The organism is Rhodococcoides trifolii (assembly GCF_014635345.1).
Taxonomy (GTDB): domain Bacteria; phylum Actinomycetota; class Actinomycetes; order Mycobacteriales; family Mycobacteriaceae; genus Rhodococcoides; species Rhodococcoides trifolii.
In genome coordinates this window covers 780,265-794,269 of the sequence record NZ_BMCU01000002.1, presented here as the reverse complement: position 1 = coordinate 794,269, position 14,005 = coordinate 780,265, and the positions used below count along the sequence as shown (strand labels likewise).

General features: G+C 65.9%; 13 protein-coding genes and 1 pseudogene. 5 read left to right on the top strand and 9 right to left on the bottom strand.

Going from position 1 to position 14,005, the window contains the following annotated elements:
- The first annotated feature begins 62 nt into the window (after positions 1-62).
- The 3 genes from IEW02_RS10940 to IEW02_RS10930 are packed head-to-tail and all read left to right on the top strand — an operon-like array spanning position 63 to position 2,040.
- A complete protein-coding gene (locus IEW02_RS10940) occupies positions 63-422 on the top strand; it encodes a GntR family transcriptional regulator (protein ID WP_188544804.1) in 360 nt (119 codons plus the stop codon).
- A complete protein-coding gene (locus IEW02_RS10935) occupies positions 419-1,312 on the top strand; it encodes an ABC transporter ATP-binding protein (RefSeq protein WP_188544803.1) in 894 nt (297 codons plus the stop codon). Before IEW02_RS10940 ends, IEW02_RS10935 begins: the two co-directional genes overlap by 4 nt.
- On the top strand, positions 1,309-2,040 hold the full coding sequence (locus IEW02_RS10930) for an ABC transporter permease (RefSeq protein ID WP_188544802.1): 732 nt from the start codon (positions 1,309-1,311) through the stop codon (positions 2,038-2,040). The genes IEW02_RS10935 and IEW02_RS10930 overlap by 4 nt, the downstream gene beginning before the upstream one ends.
- Positions 2,041-2,049: 9 nt before the next feature.
- Here the strand turns inward: IEW02_RS10930 and IEW02_RS10925 are convergent, their stop codons facing one another.
- The 7 genes from IEW02_RS10925 to dxr all read right to left on the bottom strand — a co-directional run bounded on the left by IEW02_RS10925 (position 2,050) and on the right by dxr (position 10,957).
- Entirely contained in the window at positions 2,050-3,561 is a 1,512-nt protein-coding gene (locus IEW02_RS10925; RefSeq protein ID WP_188544801.1) for a cobyric acid synthase, read from the bottom strand.
- Positions 3,561-4,418, bottom strand: coding sequence for a type I methionyl aminopeptidase (map, locus tag IEW02_RS10920; protein WP_188544800.1), 858 nt, complete (start codon positions 4,416-4,418; stop codon positions 3,561-3,563). The genes IEW02_RS10925 and map overlap by 1 nt, the downstream gene beginning before the upstream one ends.
- A gap of 120 nt (positions 4,419-4,538) precedes the next feature.
- Positions 4,539-6,335: a penicillin-binding transpeptidase domain-containing protein gene (locus IEW02_RS10915; protein WP_188544799.1), complete on the bottom strand. Its 1,797-nt coding sequence runs from the start codon at positions 6,333-6,335 to the stop codon at positions 4,539-4,541.
- A gap of 62 nt (positions 6,336-6,397) precedes the next feature.
- Complete coding sequence (locus IEW02_RS10910) at positions 6,398-7,234, bottom strand: GNAT family N-acetyltransferase (RefSeq protein ID WP_188544798.1); 837 nt, start codon at positions 7,232-7,234, stop codon at positions 6,398-6,400.
- 96 nt (positions 7,235-7,330) lie between these two features.
- A complete protein-coding gene (ispG, locus tag IEW02_RS10905; protein ID WP_188544797.1) occupies positions 7,331-8,488 on the bottom strand; it encodes a flavodoxin-dependent (E)-4-hydroxy-3-methylbut-2-enyl-diphosphate synthase in 1,158 nt (385 codons plus the stop codon).
- 85 nt (positions 8,489-8,573) lie between these two features.
- Positions 8,574-9,794 (bottom strand): M50 family metallopeptidase, encoded by a 1,221-nt coding sequence (locus IEW02_RS10900; protein WP_188544796.1) that lies wholly within the window; start codon positions 9,792-9,794, stop codon positions 8,574-8,576.
- Positions 9,791-10,957 (bottom strand): 1-deoxy-D-xylulose-5-phosphate reductoisomerase, encoded by a 1,167-nt coding sequence (dxr, locus tag IEW02_RS10895; protein ID WP_229745940.1) that lies wholly within the window; start codon positions 10,955-10,957, stop codon positions 9,791-9,793. Before dxr ends, IEW02_RS10900 begins: the two co-directional genes overlap by 4 nt.
- Before the next feature lie 75 nt (positions 10,958-11,032).
- On the opposite strand from dxr, the gene IEW02_RS10890 reads away from it, so the two are divergent.
- Positions 11,033-11,539 (top strand): DUF1990 domain-containing protein, encoded by a 507-nt coding sequence (locus tag IEW02_RS10890; protein ID WP_188544795.1) that lies wholly within the window; start codon positions 11,033-11,035, stop codon positions 11,537-11,539.
- Positions 11,540-11,552: 13 nt separating this feature from the next.
- On the opposite strand, the pseudogene puuE reads toward IEW02_RS10890, so the two are convergent.
- Positions 11,553-12,437, bottom strand: a pseudogene (gene puuE / locus IEW02_RS10885) (allantoinase PuuE); the annotation flags it as partial.
- A 184-nt stretch (positions 12,438-12,621) separates the two neighbouring features.
- Between puuE and IEW02_RS10880 the strand changes: the two are divergent.
- Positions 12,622-12,876 carry a DUF2631 domain-containing protein gene (locus IEW02_RS10880; protein ID WP_229745939.1) on the top strand — a complete coding sequence of 85 codons (255 nt, stop codon included), beginning with the start codon at positions 12,622-12,624 and terminating at the stop codon, positions 12,874-12,876.
- Positions 12,877-12,887: 11 nt separating this feature from the next.
- Here IEW02_RS10880 and rlmN read toward each other — a convergent pair whose 3' ends face one another.
- Positions 12,888-14,000, bottom strand: coding sequence for a dual-specificity RNA methyltransferase RlmN (gene rlmN, locus IEW02_RS10875; RefSeq protein WP_188544793.1), 1,113 nt, complete (start codon positions 13,998-14,000; stop codon positions 12,888-12,890).
- Between the last annotated feature and the right edge of the window lie 5 nt (positions 14,001-14,005).

Genomic DNA, 14,005 nt, shown 5'->3' with positions numbered 1-14,005 from the left:
TATGGTTAGTTACATGAGTGATGAACCAAGTAACCAACTAGCTTGCAGAGCTGGTGACGTGAATGGATGACGACCGGCCCCTGTTTCTGCAGATCGCCGAGATGCTCGAGAACCAGATCATCGACGGGACGCTCCCCGAGGAGTCTCGGGTGCCGTCGACCAACGAACTGGCCGCGTTCCACCGCATCAACCCGGCCACCGCCGGCAAGGGCCTGAACCAACTGGTCGCCGACGGCATTGTCTACAAGAAACGTGGCATCGGCATGTTCGTGACCACCGGATCGCGAGATGCCCTGCGCTACCGCCGGAGCGAGAGCTTCTCCGAGCAGTACGTCCGGCCATTGATCGCGGAAGCCGAGAAGCTCGGCATCACCACCGAAGAGCTCAAGAAACTTATCGACGCCTGGGAGGACGAACAATGACCGACACACGAGTAGTTGCCTCTGTACGCAACGCGCACAAGCGATTCGGTGACGTGACTGCGTTGGACGACGTCAGCTTCGACATCGAGGAGAATCGCATCTACGGCCTGCTGGGCCGCAACGGTGCCGGCAAGACCACCATCATGCAAATTCTCACCGGCCAGTCGTGGGCCGATTCGGGAACCGTCGAGGTGTTCGGGCACTCCCCCTACGAGAATGCGGGGACACTGAGCAACGTCTGCTTCATCAAGGAGAGTCAGCGCTATCCGGACGACTTCAGGGTGAAGCACGTACTGACCGCAGCGGCGAGACTACTTCCGCGGTGGGACAACGACTTCGCCGAGCTGCTGCTCGACGACTTCGACCTGCCGACGTCGCGCAAGGTCAAGAAGCTCTCCCGCGGAATGACTTCGGCGCTCGGCGTGATCATCGGATTGGCATCGCGCGCGCCGCTGACGTTCTTCGACGAGCCCTACCTCGGTCTCGATGCCGCCAGCCGGCAAATGTTCTACGATCGCCTGCTCGAGGACTACGCCGAGAACCCCCGCACCGTCATCCTGTCGACACACCTCATCGACGAGGTGAGCGACCTCATCGAACACGTCGTTCTGATCGACCGCGGAACCGTCGTCCTCGACGACGAGACCGACAATCTGCGCGGTCGGACGGTCAGCGTCTCGGGACCGGCGACGCGGGTCGACGAATTCACTACCGGCCACGGCGTCGTGCATCGGGAGAAACTGGGATCCCTTGCCCGCGCGACGATCACGGGCCACATCAGCGAGCTCGAACGGTCGCGTGCCCGCTCGCTCGGACTCGAACTCGAACCGGTGTCACTGCAGCAGTTGGTTGTCAGCAGCACCACGAACAAGAAGGAGACAGTCGCATGACCGCCACCCTCACGCCCCCACCCGCCAAGGCTGCCCCGCGCGTGGTCCAGGTAGCCCGAATGCATTCCGTCGCATGGCCTCTGGCCGTCGGCGCACCGGCAGCCATTCTGTTCGTCGCATTTGCTATCGGATGGGTTCTGTTCTTCGCCATTCCCAACCCGGACTCCAGAACGCAGTTCACCGGCGGGGTCACGTCGGTGTTCTTCTTCGGTATCGGTTTCTACGTCCAAGCCATGACGCAGACCTTCCCGTTCGCCCTCGGACTGAGCGTCACCCGACGCGAGTTCTTCACCGCGACGGCCTTGGCCGGTCTCGTCCAGTCCGTCGTGTTTGGAACGGTGATCTACCTGTTGTCGCTGCTCGAAACGGCGACATCCGGGTGGGGGGTGCACATGAGAATGTTCGGCATCCTCGACTACGTCACGACCAGTCCCGTGACACGCCTGTTCGCCCTGATCGCACTGTTCTTCCTGGTGTCGAGCATCGGTCTGCTGATCGGAACGATGTACCTGCGGTGGAAGCTGATCGGGCTGATGACCCTCAGCGCTGCGGCCGTCGTCGTGATCGGCGGAGCTGTCGTCCTGATTCTGTGGCGGCAATGGTGGTTCACCGTCGGCGATGCCATCGCCGACACACCGCGATTCGTCACGATGGTGGTGTTGCCCGCGGTCCTCGCCGCCGTGTCGCTGCTCGGAGGCTGGGCAGTACTGCGGCGGACCACACCGTAGAGGACGTCGTCACCCGATCGGGTCGGCCAGCCGGGAGTGCACCACCGGCCGCCGGCCCGATCGCCCGTCGGTGAGAGCGAGAACCGCATCGACGTCGACGTGCATCTCGACCAGATCGGCCAGGAGGTCCAACTGCGCGTGCCGCACCGCGGTCACGTCGGTGTTCGGCGCCACCACGAATCCCGAACGGTCCGAAAGCACTGCGACCTCCGTCAGGAACATCCGACGGAAGTCGTCGCTCTCGAACAACCCGTGCCAATGTGTCCCGAACACGGCGCCGCGACGGCTTCCCTCCCCGTCGACGAGGAAGTCGTCTCCGCTTCGCGTCACCCGCCCGTGGTGAATCTCGTACCCGCTCACGGCGGTTCCCCATCCAGTGCCGCTGACGCGCTGCAAGGTCTTGATCGGATCGAACGTGATGTCGAGGTCGAGCACGCCCAGCCCGTCGACCCGACCTGCGCCCGACTCCACGTCGTCGACGATGCTCCGACCGAGCATCTGGTATCCGCCGCAGATTCCCAGGACCGGGCGCCCCAGCCGCGCACGTTCGACCAGAGCCTGCGCAATTCCGTTCTGCCGCATCCACTCCAGGTCCGATACCGTCGCCTTCGATCCGGGAACGACCACGAGGTCGGCGTCGACCAGTCGTGACGGTTCGGTCGACCAGATCACGCTGACCCCGGGCTCGCACGCCAGGGCTTCGACGTCGGTGGAATTCGACACCCGCGGCAGTCGAACCGCAGCAACACGCAGCCACTGCTGCCCCACCGGTGTAGCCTGACGCCCGACCGGAGCGTCTGCGACGGTCGACAGCGAGTCCTCCGCGTCCAGCCACAGACGGTCGCTGAACGGAACGACGCCGTAGGTGGGCCGACCGGTCAACTCCTGCAACCGATCCAACCCGGGCGCCAACAAGCCGGGATCCCCGCGGAACTTGTTCACGACGAAGCCGGCAATCAATTCCTGGTCTTCCGGCTCGAGCACGGCCAGAGTTCCGAAGAAATGGGCCAGTACGCCTCCGCGGTCGATGTCGCCGACCACGATCACGGGGAGATCGGCGGCGCGGGCGAGCCCCATGTTCGCGAGGTCCGTTGCGCGAAGATTGATCTCGGCGGGTGATCCCGCACCCTCGCAGACGACCACGTCGAATTCGGCTCGCAGCGAGGCCAATTCGCCCGCGATCACCTCGCGCAGGTAGCTTCGGTGCTCCATGTAGTCGCGTGCGCCGACGTTCCCGGTGGCCTGCCCGCGCACCACCAACTGCGAGGTGCGGTCTCCGCCCGGCTTGAGAAGCACCGGATTGAACCGCACGCTCGGCTCGAGCCCGCACGCGAGCGCCTGCATGGCCTGGGCGCGGCCGATCTCGCCGCCGTCGAGCGTGACGACGGAGTTGTTGGACATGTTCTGCGCCTTGAACGGTGCGACGGACACTCCACGACGGGCCAGAAGGCGACAGAGCCCGGCCGCGATGACGCTCTTTCCGGCATCGGACGTCGTGCCGGCGACGAGCAGAGCACCCATCAGGGCAGGGTCAGTATTTCCGCGCCCGTATCGGTGACCAACAGTGTGTGCTCGAACTGCGCCGTCCACGACCGGTCACGAGTGAGCACGGTCCAGCCGTCGTCCCACATGTCCCACTCGATACCGCCGAGATTGATCATCGGTTCGATGGTGAACGTCATACCGGGTTCGATGACGGTGTCCACGTCGGGCTGGTCGTAGTGCAGAACCACCAGACCGTTGTGGAAGGTGGTTCCGATGCCGTGACCGGTGAAGTCCTGAACGACGCCGTACCCGAACCGGTGCGCGTAGGACTCGATGACGCGACCGACCACGTTGAGCGCCCGTCCCGGCTTGACCGCCTTGATCGCGCGCATCGTCGCTTCGTGGGTGCGCTCGACGAGCAGCCGCGCATCCTCGGCGACGTCGCCGGCGAGGAAGGTGGCGTTGGTGTCGCCGTGCACGCCGTCGATGTACGCCGTTACGTCGATGTTGACGATGTCGCCGTCCTGGATCACCGTCGAGTCCGGGATGCCGTGGCAGATCACTTCGTTCAGCGACGTGCAGCACGACTTCGGAAAACCCTTGTAGCCCAACGTCGACGGATATGCGCCGTGGTCGATCATGTACTCGTGAGCGATCCGGTCCAGCTCGTCCGTGGTCACGCCGGGAGCCACCGCCCTACCCGCCTCCTGCAGCGCCCGCGCTGCGATGGTCGACGCCAGCCGCATCTTCTCGATGGTTTCGGGAGTCTGCACCCACGGCTCGGAGCCCTCGTGTGCCGTCTTCTTCCACGCGTACTCGGGCGCTTCGATGGACTTCGGTACGGGCAGAACGGGTGACACGGTGCCGGGCGTGAGGGCGGTGCGAACGGACATGTGGGGAAGTTTAGGCGACCAGGGGCGGGCAGGCCGGAGGCCGGTCGGGAATGATCAGTAGCCAGGCCGGAGGCCGGTCGGGAATGATCAGTAGCCAGGCCGGAGGCCGGTCGGGAATGATCAGTAGCCAGGCGGAAGGGCGGTCATCATGTCTCGGGTGACGGCGACCGCATTGTCGGAGCTGCCTCCCCGCACCACCAAGGTCGCGAAGGCAAGGTCGCCGCGGTAACCGACGAACCAGGCGTGCGACCCGCCCTCGACCTCCGCTTCACCCGTCTTGCCGTACACCTCGCCCTGATCGGCGATACGGAGCGCCGTCCCGCTGGTGACCACCGTGCGCATCATTCCGCGCAGGCCGTCGACCATCGCCGGATCGATGGTCGGATGGTCTCCGTCGATGGTGGTGTCGTCACCCATGATCAGCTGGGGAACCGGAGTCGATCCGTGTGCGATCGTGGCGGCGGCCAGTGCCATGCCGAAGGTCGACACCAGCACCTTCCCCTGACCGAATCCGTCTTCGGTGCGCTGCACCAGGTCGGACGCCGGTGGTACCGAACCGGATTCGGTGGGCAGACCCACCACGCCGTAGTCGGGTCCGATACCGAACTTCGACGCGGACACCGTCAACGCATCGGCCGGCATCTCGCTGGCGAGCTTCGCGAACGAGGTGTTGCACGAGCGCGCGAAGGCCGTCTCCATGGATACGGTGCCGAGAGCGAACTCGTTGTAGTTCGGGATGCTCCGCTCCCCGATCTCGATGCGTCCGGGGCACGGAACCGAGGTGTCCGGGGTGGCCAGACCGGTGGCGATAGCAGCTCCTGCGGTCACGATCTTGAACGTCGATCCGGGCGGATACAGGCCCATGGACGCGACGGGCCCGTCGACGTCGGCGGCCTTGTTCTGAGCGACCGCCAGTACTGCTCCGGTGGACGGCTGAACGACGACCATCATCGCCTGGTCGGTGGGCACCGCGTCGACCGCGTTCTGGGCCGCCACCTGCACCGGACGGTCGAGGCTCACCGAGAAGGACGGAACGGGTTGCGGCGCAGTCTCGGTCAGCACTCCCACGTCGTTGCCGTTGGAATTGACCGCGACGACCGACCACCCGGCCTTGCCGTCGACGTCGTCCGAAACCGCCTTCTTCACCTGGGAGATGAGATCGGGCGCGAACGTGCGGTCGGTGGCCACCAGATCGGCCTGTTCCGACACGGTGACCCCGGACATCGTCGCCAACGGGGCGGCAACGGTCTGGTAGTCGTCGTCGCGCAGCGAGATCACCGAGTAGGGACCGGCGGCCGCGGTAGCGGATTCGACGATGGACTGCGCCGTGATCGAGGGGTCGAACGGAGCCACCGTGCGCTGGAGGAACGTTGCGGTTCCGACCACGTCGGACGATTCCGATGCGTCGAAGAGCACCTGATGCACTTCACCGGGTACGAGGACGTCCGACCCTGCGTGCTCGTTGACGCGAGCCCTCGGCGCAGCCGTCGAGCGCAGCACCATGGTCTGGGTGTCGCCCAGCTGGGGGTGCACGTCCGTCGCCGTCCACCGCACCACCCAGTCCCCGTCGCGCCGACCCATCTGCAGCCGGCCGTCGTAGGTCCACACGCGGTCCTTCGGCAGCTGCCAGGTGTAGGTGTAGTCCACGGTGGCGGTGTCACCGTCGACTGCGACGGCACCGGTGGTCGCGGTCATGGACTCCGCCTGCAGCCCGTTCCACACCCCGTCGAGCGCAGCCGCCGCGGTGTCCACACGATCGGTGTGCTCGGCGGCGGCCGCCGCATCGCGCTCTGCGAACGACGACACGAACTGCTCCGCTGCCGATTCCGGTCCGAGCGGCTTCGGGGTGCAGGCAACGAGGCCCGCCAGCAACAGCAGAACGGACGTCAGGACGGTACCGCGGCGAGGGAGAGACATTGCTTGACATCGTAAGTCGCCGAGTTGATTTCACCCCGTCACGAATCGCCGTCGGCGACAGCTCAATCCAGGAGAACGGTGGTGAATGTCGCGACCTGGCGGAAACCCACCCGTGCGTACGCTCGACGGGCAGCGGAGTTGAAGCTGTTGACGTACAGACTCGCGGTGCGGCCACCCGCAACGATGGATGCCGCGACGGACGAGGTCCCGGCCGAGCCGACCCCGTGTCCGCGAAACAGTGGATGCACCCATACACCCTGAATCTGGCCGACCGACGACGACATGGATCCGACCTCTGCCTTGTAGACGACTTGGCCCTCTTCGAAGCGTGCCCACGCTCGGCCTGCTGCGATGAGACCGGCGATCCGTCGACGGTATCCCCTGCCCCCGTCTCCAGCGCGCGGGTCGACACCGACTTCCTCGATGAACATGGCAATGGCCGCGGTGAGGTAGATGTCGAGTTCGTCCATCGTCACCAGTCGCACGCTTCGATCCGGCGCCACCGCCGGCGCACAGTCGAGCGCCAGCAACGGCTGCTCGGCCCGCAACTCCCGCGGCGGACCCCAATCACCTTCGAGCATCTCCCACAACGGAAGCGTCAGTTCGGCTCGGCCGACCAGTGACGAGCAGAGCCGCGGACCGCGGCTGGCGCGGTCGGCGAAAGACCGCAGATCGTCGATGTCCCCGCGCAGGGGAACGAGATTGGCACCGGAGTAACACAGCGACATCGACGGGCCCCCACGACTCCACATCTCCCCATGGATCAGCCGCGGCTCGACGCCGGATTCCTCGACGCGCGCCGCAACCATGCACGAGGCAACGGGATCGGCGTTCAGAACACGGAGGACTTCGCTGGTATCACGCACACCCAGCGGCTTGGCACCGAGAAGCTTGAGCACCCTTCGTCACCTCTCTTGCGCGCCGAGACCGTTGCGCGCCATACCGCCACGCCGCGAATACAGAATGCCATGAATGGCGCGCCGATCGGTGACGAATCAGCTCACCGACACGACAGGAGCTCCCGACTCCGCTTCACCTTCGTACTGCTCCGCGATGCGCATGGCCTCTTCGATGAGCGTTTCGACGATCATCGCCTCCGGCACGGTCTTGATGACCTCGCCCTTGACGAAGATCTGCCCCTTACCGTTTCCGGACGCCACACCCAGATCGGCTTCGCGAGCTTCACCCGGACCGTTGACGACGCATCCCATGACGGCGACCCGCAACGGAATCTCCATGCCTTCGAGTCCCGCGCTGACCTCATCGGCCAGGGTGTAGACATCCACCTGCGCACGCCCGCACGACGGGCACGACACGATTTCCAATTTCCGGGGGCGCAGGTTCAGCGACTGCAGAATCTGGTTGCCCACCTTGATCTCCTCGACCGGAGGCGCGGACAGGGACACTCGAATGGTGTCGCCGATGCCTTCGGAGAGCAGCGCGCCGAAGGCGACTGCGGATTTGATCGTGCCCTGGAATGCAGGGCCGGCTTCGGTGACACCGAGGTGCAGCGGGTAGTTGCACTGAGCGGCCAACTGGCGGTACGCCTCGACCATGATGACGGGGTCGTTGTGCTTGACCGAGATCTTGATGTCGCCGAACCCGTGTTCCTCGAACAGGCTCGCTTCCCAGAGCGCGGACTCGACCAGTGCCTCGGGAGTCGCCTTGCCGTACTTCTTCATCAGGCGCGGGTCCAGCGAACCGGCGTTGACGCCGATGCGAATCGGAATGCCGGCGGCGCCGGCCGCTTTGGCGACTTCTCCGACCCGACCGTCGAACTCCTTGATGTTGCCGGGATTCACGCGGACGGCGGCACAGCCCGCGTCGATCGCAGCGAAGATGTACCGCGGCTGGAAGTGAATGTCGGCGATCACGGGGATCTGCGACTTCTTCGCGATGATCGACAGCGCGTCGGCGTCTTCCTGACGGGGGCAGGCGACGCGGACGATGTCGCATCCCGACGCGGTCAGCTCGGCGATCTGCTGCAGGGTGGCGTTGATGTCGTGTGTCTTCGTCGTGGTCATCGACTGCACGGAGACCGGCGAATCGCTGCCCACTCCGACGGTGCCGACCTGCAGCTGGCGGGTGACGCGTCGCGGAGCGAGTGTGGGGGCGGGTCCAGATGGCATGCCCAAGCCGACCGAGGTGGTCACGGAATCCCTTCTTTCGTGATTCGTTCGACCTCCACTCTAGACGCGCCGGAGCCCCGTCGACGGTGACGTGAGTGCGAACACTTCTCTACCGGAAGAGCTGGATCGGATTGACGATGTCGGCCGTCAGCGTGAGCAACATGAATGCGCCGCCGGCAATGATCACCACATACGTCGCGGGCATCAGCTTCATGTAGTCGACGGGCCGCCCGGCCGGCAAACCCTTGCGGAACCGCAGCTTGTTGCGGATCCCCTCGTAGATCGTCACCGCGATGTGTCCGCCGTCCAGCGGGAGCAGCGGAAGCAGGTTGAACGCCCCGAGGAAGAAGTTCAATGTCGCGAGCAGACCGACGAACACTTCCCACAGTCCGCGCTCGGCGGCCTGACCGCCGATGACCGACGCACCGACCACGCTGATGGGGGTGTTGACGTCACGCTCGCCACCGGTGACCGCGGTCCAGAGCGCCCCCACCTTGGCGGGCAACTGGACGATCGCGTGGGCGGTCTGACCGAAGATGTATCCGGTGTAGCTCAGCGATCCCGGGATGGCCGTCAGCACGTTGTATCGGATGTTGGGCGGCCCGACGGTCGCGATGCTCATGCCGACCGCACCGACGGTGGTGGAGGTGAGCTCGCCCGATTCCGACTTCACGTAGCGCTGCACCTGCTGCAGTTGTACGGGCAGCGTCACTTGACGGTCGTCGCGGGTGATGCCCAGCTCGACGGTCCCGGTGAGAGGCTGCAAGGCGGACACCACGTCGTCGCTGGTGGGCGTAGACGTTCCGTTCACCGAGGTGATCACGTCGCCCTGCTGCAGTCCGGCCTGCTGCGCCGGTCCCGGCCCGCTGCACGCGGACAGCGACCCGTCCTGCGCCTGCGTCGGAGCGGCGCAACTGAGGCCGCCGACCTGCGCAGTGGGCGCGGTCTCGCGGTCCGGCAAGCCCCAACCCAAGGCCAACGCGAAGACGAGCGCGAACCCGAGCACGAAGTTCATGCCGATTCCGCCGAACATCACGATCAGACGCTTCCAGGTCTTCTGCTTGAACATGGCCCGATCGACCTCGTCGGGGGCAAGCTCGTCGACTGCGGTCATTCCGGCGATGTCGCAGAAGCCGCCTGCGGGAATGGCCTTGAGCCCGTACTCCGTCTCACCTCGGCGCCACGAGAAGATTTTCGGTCCGAAACCGATGTAGTACCGGCGAACCTTCATGCCGAGCTTCTGGGCGGTCCACATGTGGCCGGCCTCGTGCAACGCCACGGAGATTCCGATTCCGAGGGCGAAGAGAACCACTCCGAAAGCGAACATCACGAGAGCGACACCCCTTCACGATTGTCGACGAACGTCGCCGCGGCACTGCGCGCCCACGAGTCCGCCTCGAGAACGTCGCCCACGGTAGTCGGTTCCGCCGACCACCTGGCGGCGCCGGCCTCGACGACGTCCGACACGGCGTCGACGATGGCGGGAAACGACACCCGCCCGTCCAGGAACGCCTGTGCCGCAACCTCGTTGGCGGCGTTGTACACGGCGGTCATGCATCCGCCCAGCTCGCCTGCGCGACGCGCCAACGCCACCGCGGGAAACACCTCGTCGTCGAGAGGCTCGAAGTCCCAATGCGCGGCCGTGGTGAAGTCACACGCCAGGGTGGCATTCGGCACCCGGTCGGGCCACCCCAACGCGAGTGCGATCGGGAGCTTCATGTCCGGCGGGCTCGCCTGCGCGAGAGTCGACCCGTCGACGAAGGTGACCATCGAGTGGACGATGGACTGCGGGTGCACCGTGACGTCGATCCTGTCGTAGGGAATCCCGAACAAGAGGTGCGCTTCGATCACCTCGAGGCCCTTGTTGATCAGCGTCGCCGAATTGAGCGTGTTCATCGGGCCCATCGACCACGTCGGGTGCTTACCGGCCTGTTCGGGTGTCACCGACTCGAGCCCCTCGCGGTCCCAGTTTCGGAACGGTCCGCCGGACGCGGTCACGACCAGTCGGGCCACCTCGTCGGCACGGCCCCCGCGCAGGCACTGGGCAAGCGCCGAATGCTCCGAGTCGACGGGCACGATCTGACCGGGCGCCGCAGCTTTCGTCACCAAGGATCCACCGGCGACCAGGGATTCCTTGTTCGCCAGCGCCAACCGGGTACCGGTCTGCAGCGCGGCGAGTGTGGGCTCGAGACCGAGCGACCCGACCAGCCCGTTCAACACGACGTCCGCCTCGACGCCGCGGACGAGTTCCGTGGCCGCGTTCGGCCCGGTGCGTGGGGTGAGGCCATCGATCTCGGCTCCGGTGCGGGCAACGGCGACCTCGGTGACTCCGGTCTCCGCGATCTGCCTGTTCAGCAGGTCGATGTTCGCGCCTCCGGCAGCCAGGCCGACCACCTCGAAGCGATCCGGCCGCGCTGCGATCACCTCGAGCGCCTGGGTGCCGATCGAGCCCGTGCTGCCGAGGATGAGCACTCGGATTCGCTGTTGTCCCACCTCGCTATTGTGGCCGATCGATTCTGAGAGCCTCCTATGTATCCGGCGGAGGCCGTGCGTGTGAGGATCGGAGCCATGGATCTGAGCGCGTACGCCGACCGCCCACTGACTTACGACGAGGTCGGGGCCACCGCCGGTGACATGCCGCCGGGGTATCACCACGTCGATGTTCGACGACGGATCGGTCAGGGTCGGCAGGCATTCGATCTGGCGGGCCGCCGGATCCTCGAGTTCGACATGCACCGCGGAGCAGGCTTGCGCGTGCGGGCGTCCACCGTGCGCGCCGAGGAGGGATCGATCGTAGTGCTCGGACTGGGCCCGATCTCGATTCCGTGCCGGGTCGTGCGGATCGTCGACGAGCCGACCCGCCGAGGATTCGTCTACGGCACGTTGCCCGGTCACCCGGAGAGCGGTGAGGAGTCCTTCGTCGCCGAGTTCGATCCGGCGACCGAGGAGGTCAGCGCGCACATTCGCGCGTTCTCACGGCCCGGAAACAAGCTCGTCGCCCTGGGCGGCCCGTTCAATCGCGCCACCCAGAAGTTGATGACCGGCCGGTACCTGTCCGCGTTGGCCAGGCCGTAGAACCGCCGGGTGCGTGGTGGGCGTGCCAGTGGCGCGCAATGTCGACACGGCGGGTGATCCACACGTCGTCGTGGCTCTGCACGTGGTCCAGGAAACGCTCCAACGCCACGATCCGAGCCGGCCGCCCGACGATTCGACAGTGCAATCCCACCGAGAGCATCTTCGGCGCACCGTCGACCCCCTCGGCGTACAGCGCGTCGAACGCGTCGCGCAGGTGCGCGAAGAACTGCTCACCGGACGGGAATCCACCGGGCGAGGCGAACCGCATGTCGTTCGTGTCGAGCGTGTACGGGACGACGAGGTGATCGACCGAGGTGGTCCCCGTCGAGACCTTCTCCCAGTAGGGAAGGTCGTCGGCGTACGAATCGGAGTCGTACAGAAAGCCGCCGTGCTCCACGACGAGCGACCGCGTGTTCGGCGAGTCGCGGCCGGTGTACCACCCGAGCGGCGCTGCCCCCGTCAGCTCGGTGAGAATCGAGACTGCCTCGGCCATGTGTTCACGTTCGACGTGCTCGTCGATCAGCTGGTAGGACAGCCAGCGCAAACCGTGGCAGGCAATTTCGTGCCCGAGCTCACCGAACGCGGCGACCGCCTCCGGGTTGCGTTCCATGGCCTTGGCGACGGCGAACACCGTGAGCGGCAGATCACGCTTCTCGAAGGTGCGCAGAACCCGCCACAGACCGGCCCGCGATCCGTACTCGTACAGCGACTCCATACTCATGTGCCGGTTCGGAAACGCCTGCGCCCCTACCATTTCGGAGAGAAAGGTCTCCGACTTGGTATCCCCGTCGAGCACGTTGTTCTCCGCACCCTCCTCGTAGTTGAGGACGAACTGCACCGCAATCTTGGCGCCGTCCGGCCATTTCGGATCGGGAGCGTGGCGGCCGTAGCCGACCATGTCGCGCGGATAACCGTCGAGAGGGTGCGGAAGACGCGTCGAAGTCACGCCGGGAATTGTCGCAGCCCACGCGAGGACTCGCTGGAATGGGCGCGTCCCCGATGGCTACGACGGACGGTCGTATGCCAAGATTGCGGACAATGCGACGGGGAAACCCGCCCGACGAATGTTCAGGAGAGACACCGTGGCCGACAACAACAGTCCCGCATCGATCCACGATCTCACCACGGCCGCCGAGGTTCCCTCCGCTGCCTGGGGTTGGAGCGGCGAGGCTCCGCGTGCGTTCCGCGCGGCGGGGTGGATCGTGGCGCTCATGTTGCTGGTTCAGCTGATCGGTAACCACGTGGGCAAGGTCGAGGACCTGTGGCTGGTCGGGCTCGCGCTCGTTCTGATCCTGATGTTGGTCCTCGACATCGTCAAGCGCCGCCGCCAGCGGTAGCTCGCGCCGAGTCAGTTCTCCGCGGCGAGCTGGCCGCAGGCCGCTGCGATCTCCTGCCCGCGGGTGTCACGCACCGTGCACGACACGCCCTGTGCGATGACCCTCTTCACGAACTCGTCCTGTACGGGCTTCGGGCTCGCGTCCCACTCGCTACCGGGCGTCGGGTTCAACGGAATCAAATTCACGTGTACCAGCGCGCCGAGCGCCTTGTGCAGCTTCTTGCCCAACAGATCGGCACGCCACGGCTGGTCGTTGACGTCCCGGATCAAGGCGTATTCGATCGAGACCCGTCGACCGGTCTTGTCGGCGTAGTAGCGAGCTGCATCGAGAACTTCTTTGATGGCCCAGCGGTTGTTCACCGGCACCAGCGTGTCGCGCAGCTCGTCGTCGGGGCAGTGCAGCGACACGGCGAGCGTCACGGTGAGGCCCTCGTCGGCAAGTTTGCGTATCGCCGGGGCGAGCCCGACGGTGGACACCGTCACCGAACGCTGCGACAGACCGAGGCCCTCCGGTGCCGGTGAGACGATGCGTCGAACGGCGTCGACCACGCGCTTGTAGTTCGCGAGGGGCTCCCCCATTCCCATGAACACCACATTCGACAGGCGGCCCTCGCCCCCCTCGACTTCCCCGTCGCGCAGATCGGCGGCCGCCGAGCGAACCTGGTCCACGATCTCCGCGGTCGACAGATTGCGCTGCAGCCCGCCCTGACCGGTCGCGCAGAACGGGCACGCCATTCCGCAGCCGGCCTGGCTCGAGATGCAGAGGGTGGCGCGGCCCGGATAGCGCATGAGAACGCTTTCGAGCAATGTGCCGTCGCCGGCCTTCCACAGTGTCTTGCGCGTGTCACCACCGTCACAGGACAGGTGCTTGACCGGCGTGAGCAGAGTCGGGAACAGGGCGGTGCCGACGGCGTCACGAACCGATGCGGGGAGGTCCGTCATCTTGGCGGGGTCCGCTTCGAGCCGGCCGTAGTACTGCCGCGCGAGCTGGTCGGCCCGGAAGGCTGGCAGGCCCAGATCGGTGACCGCCTTTCGCCGCTGAGTCGCGTCGAGGTCGGCCAGGTGCTTGGGCGGCATGCCGCGGCGAGGTGCGTCGAAAACCAAGGGAAGCTGTGTTGTTGCCATGATGA

What these genes read in the sequence shown, in the direction of transcription:
- IEW02_RS10940 (WP_188544804.1), top strand. Translation starts at nt 63, where the DNA reads ATGGATGACGACCGGCCCCTGTTTCTGCAGATCGCCGAGATGCTCGAG.
- IEW02_RS10935 (WP_188544803.1), top strand. Translation starts at nt 419, where the DNA reads ATGACCGACACACGAGTAGTTGCCTCTGTACGCAACGCGCACAAGCGA.
- IEW02_RS10930 (WP_188544802.1), top strand. Translation starts at nt 1,309, where the DNA reads ATGACCGCCACCCTCACGCCCCCACCCGCCAAGGCTGCCCCGCGCGTG.
- IEW02_RS10925 (WP_188544801.1), bottom strand. Translation starts at nt 3,561, where the DNA reads ATGGGTGCTCTGCTCGTCGCCGGCACGACGTCCGATGCCGGAAAGAGC.
- map (WP_188544800.1), bottom strand. Translation starts at nt 4,418, where the DNA reads ATGTCCGTTCGCACCGCCCTCACGCCCGGCACCGTGTCACCCGTTCTG.
- IEW02_RS10915 (WP_188544799.1), bottom strand. Translation starts at nt 6,335, where the DNA reads ATGTCTCTCCCTCGCCGCGGTACCGTCCTGACGTCCGTTCTGCTGTTG.
- IEW02_RS10890 (WP_188544795.1), top strand. Translation starts at nt 11,033, where the DNA reads ATGGATCTGAGCGCGTACGCCGACCGCCCACTGACTTACGACGAGGTC.
- rlmN (WP_188544793.1), bottom strand. Translation starts at nt 14,000, where the DNA reads ATGGCAACAACACAGCTTCCCTTGGTTTTCGACGCACCTCGCCGCGGC.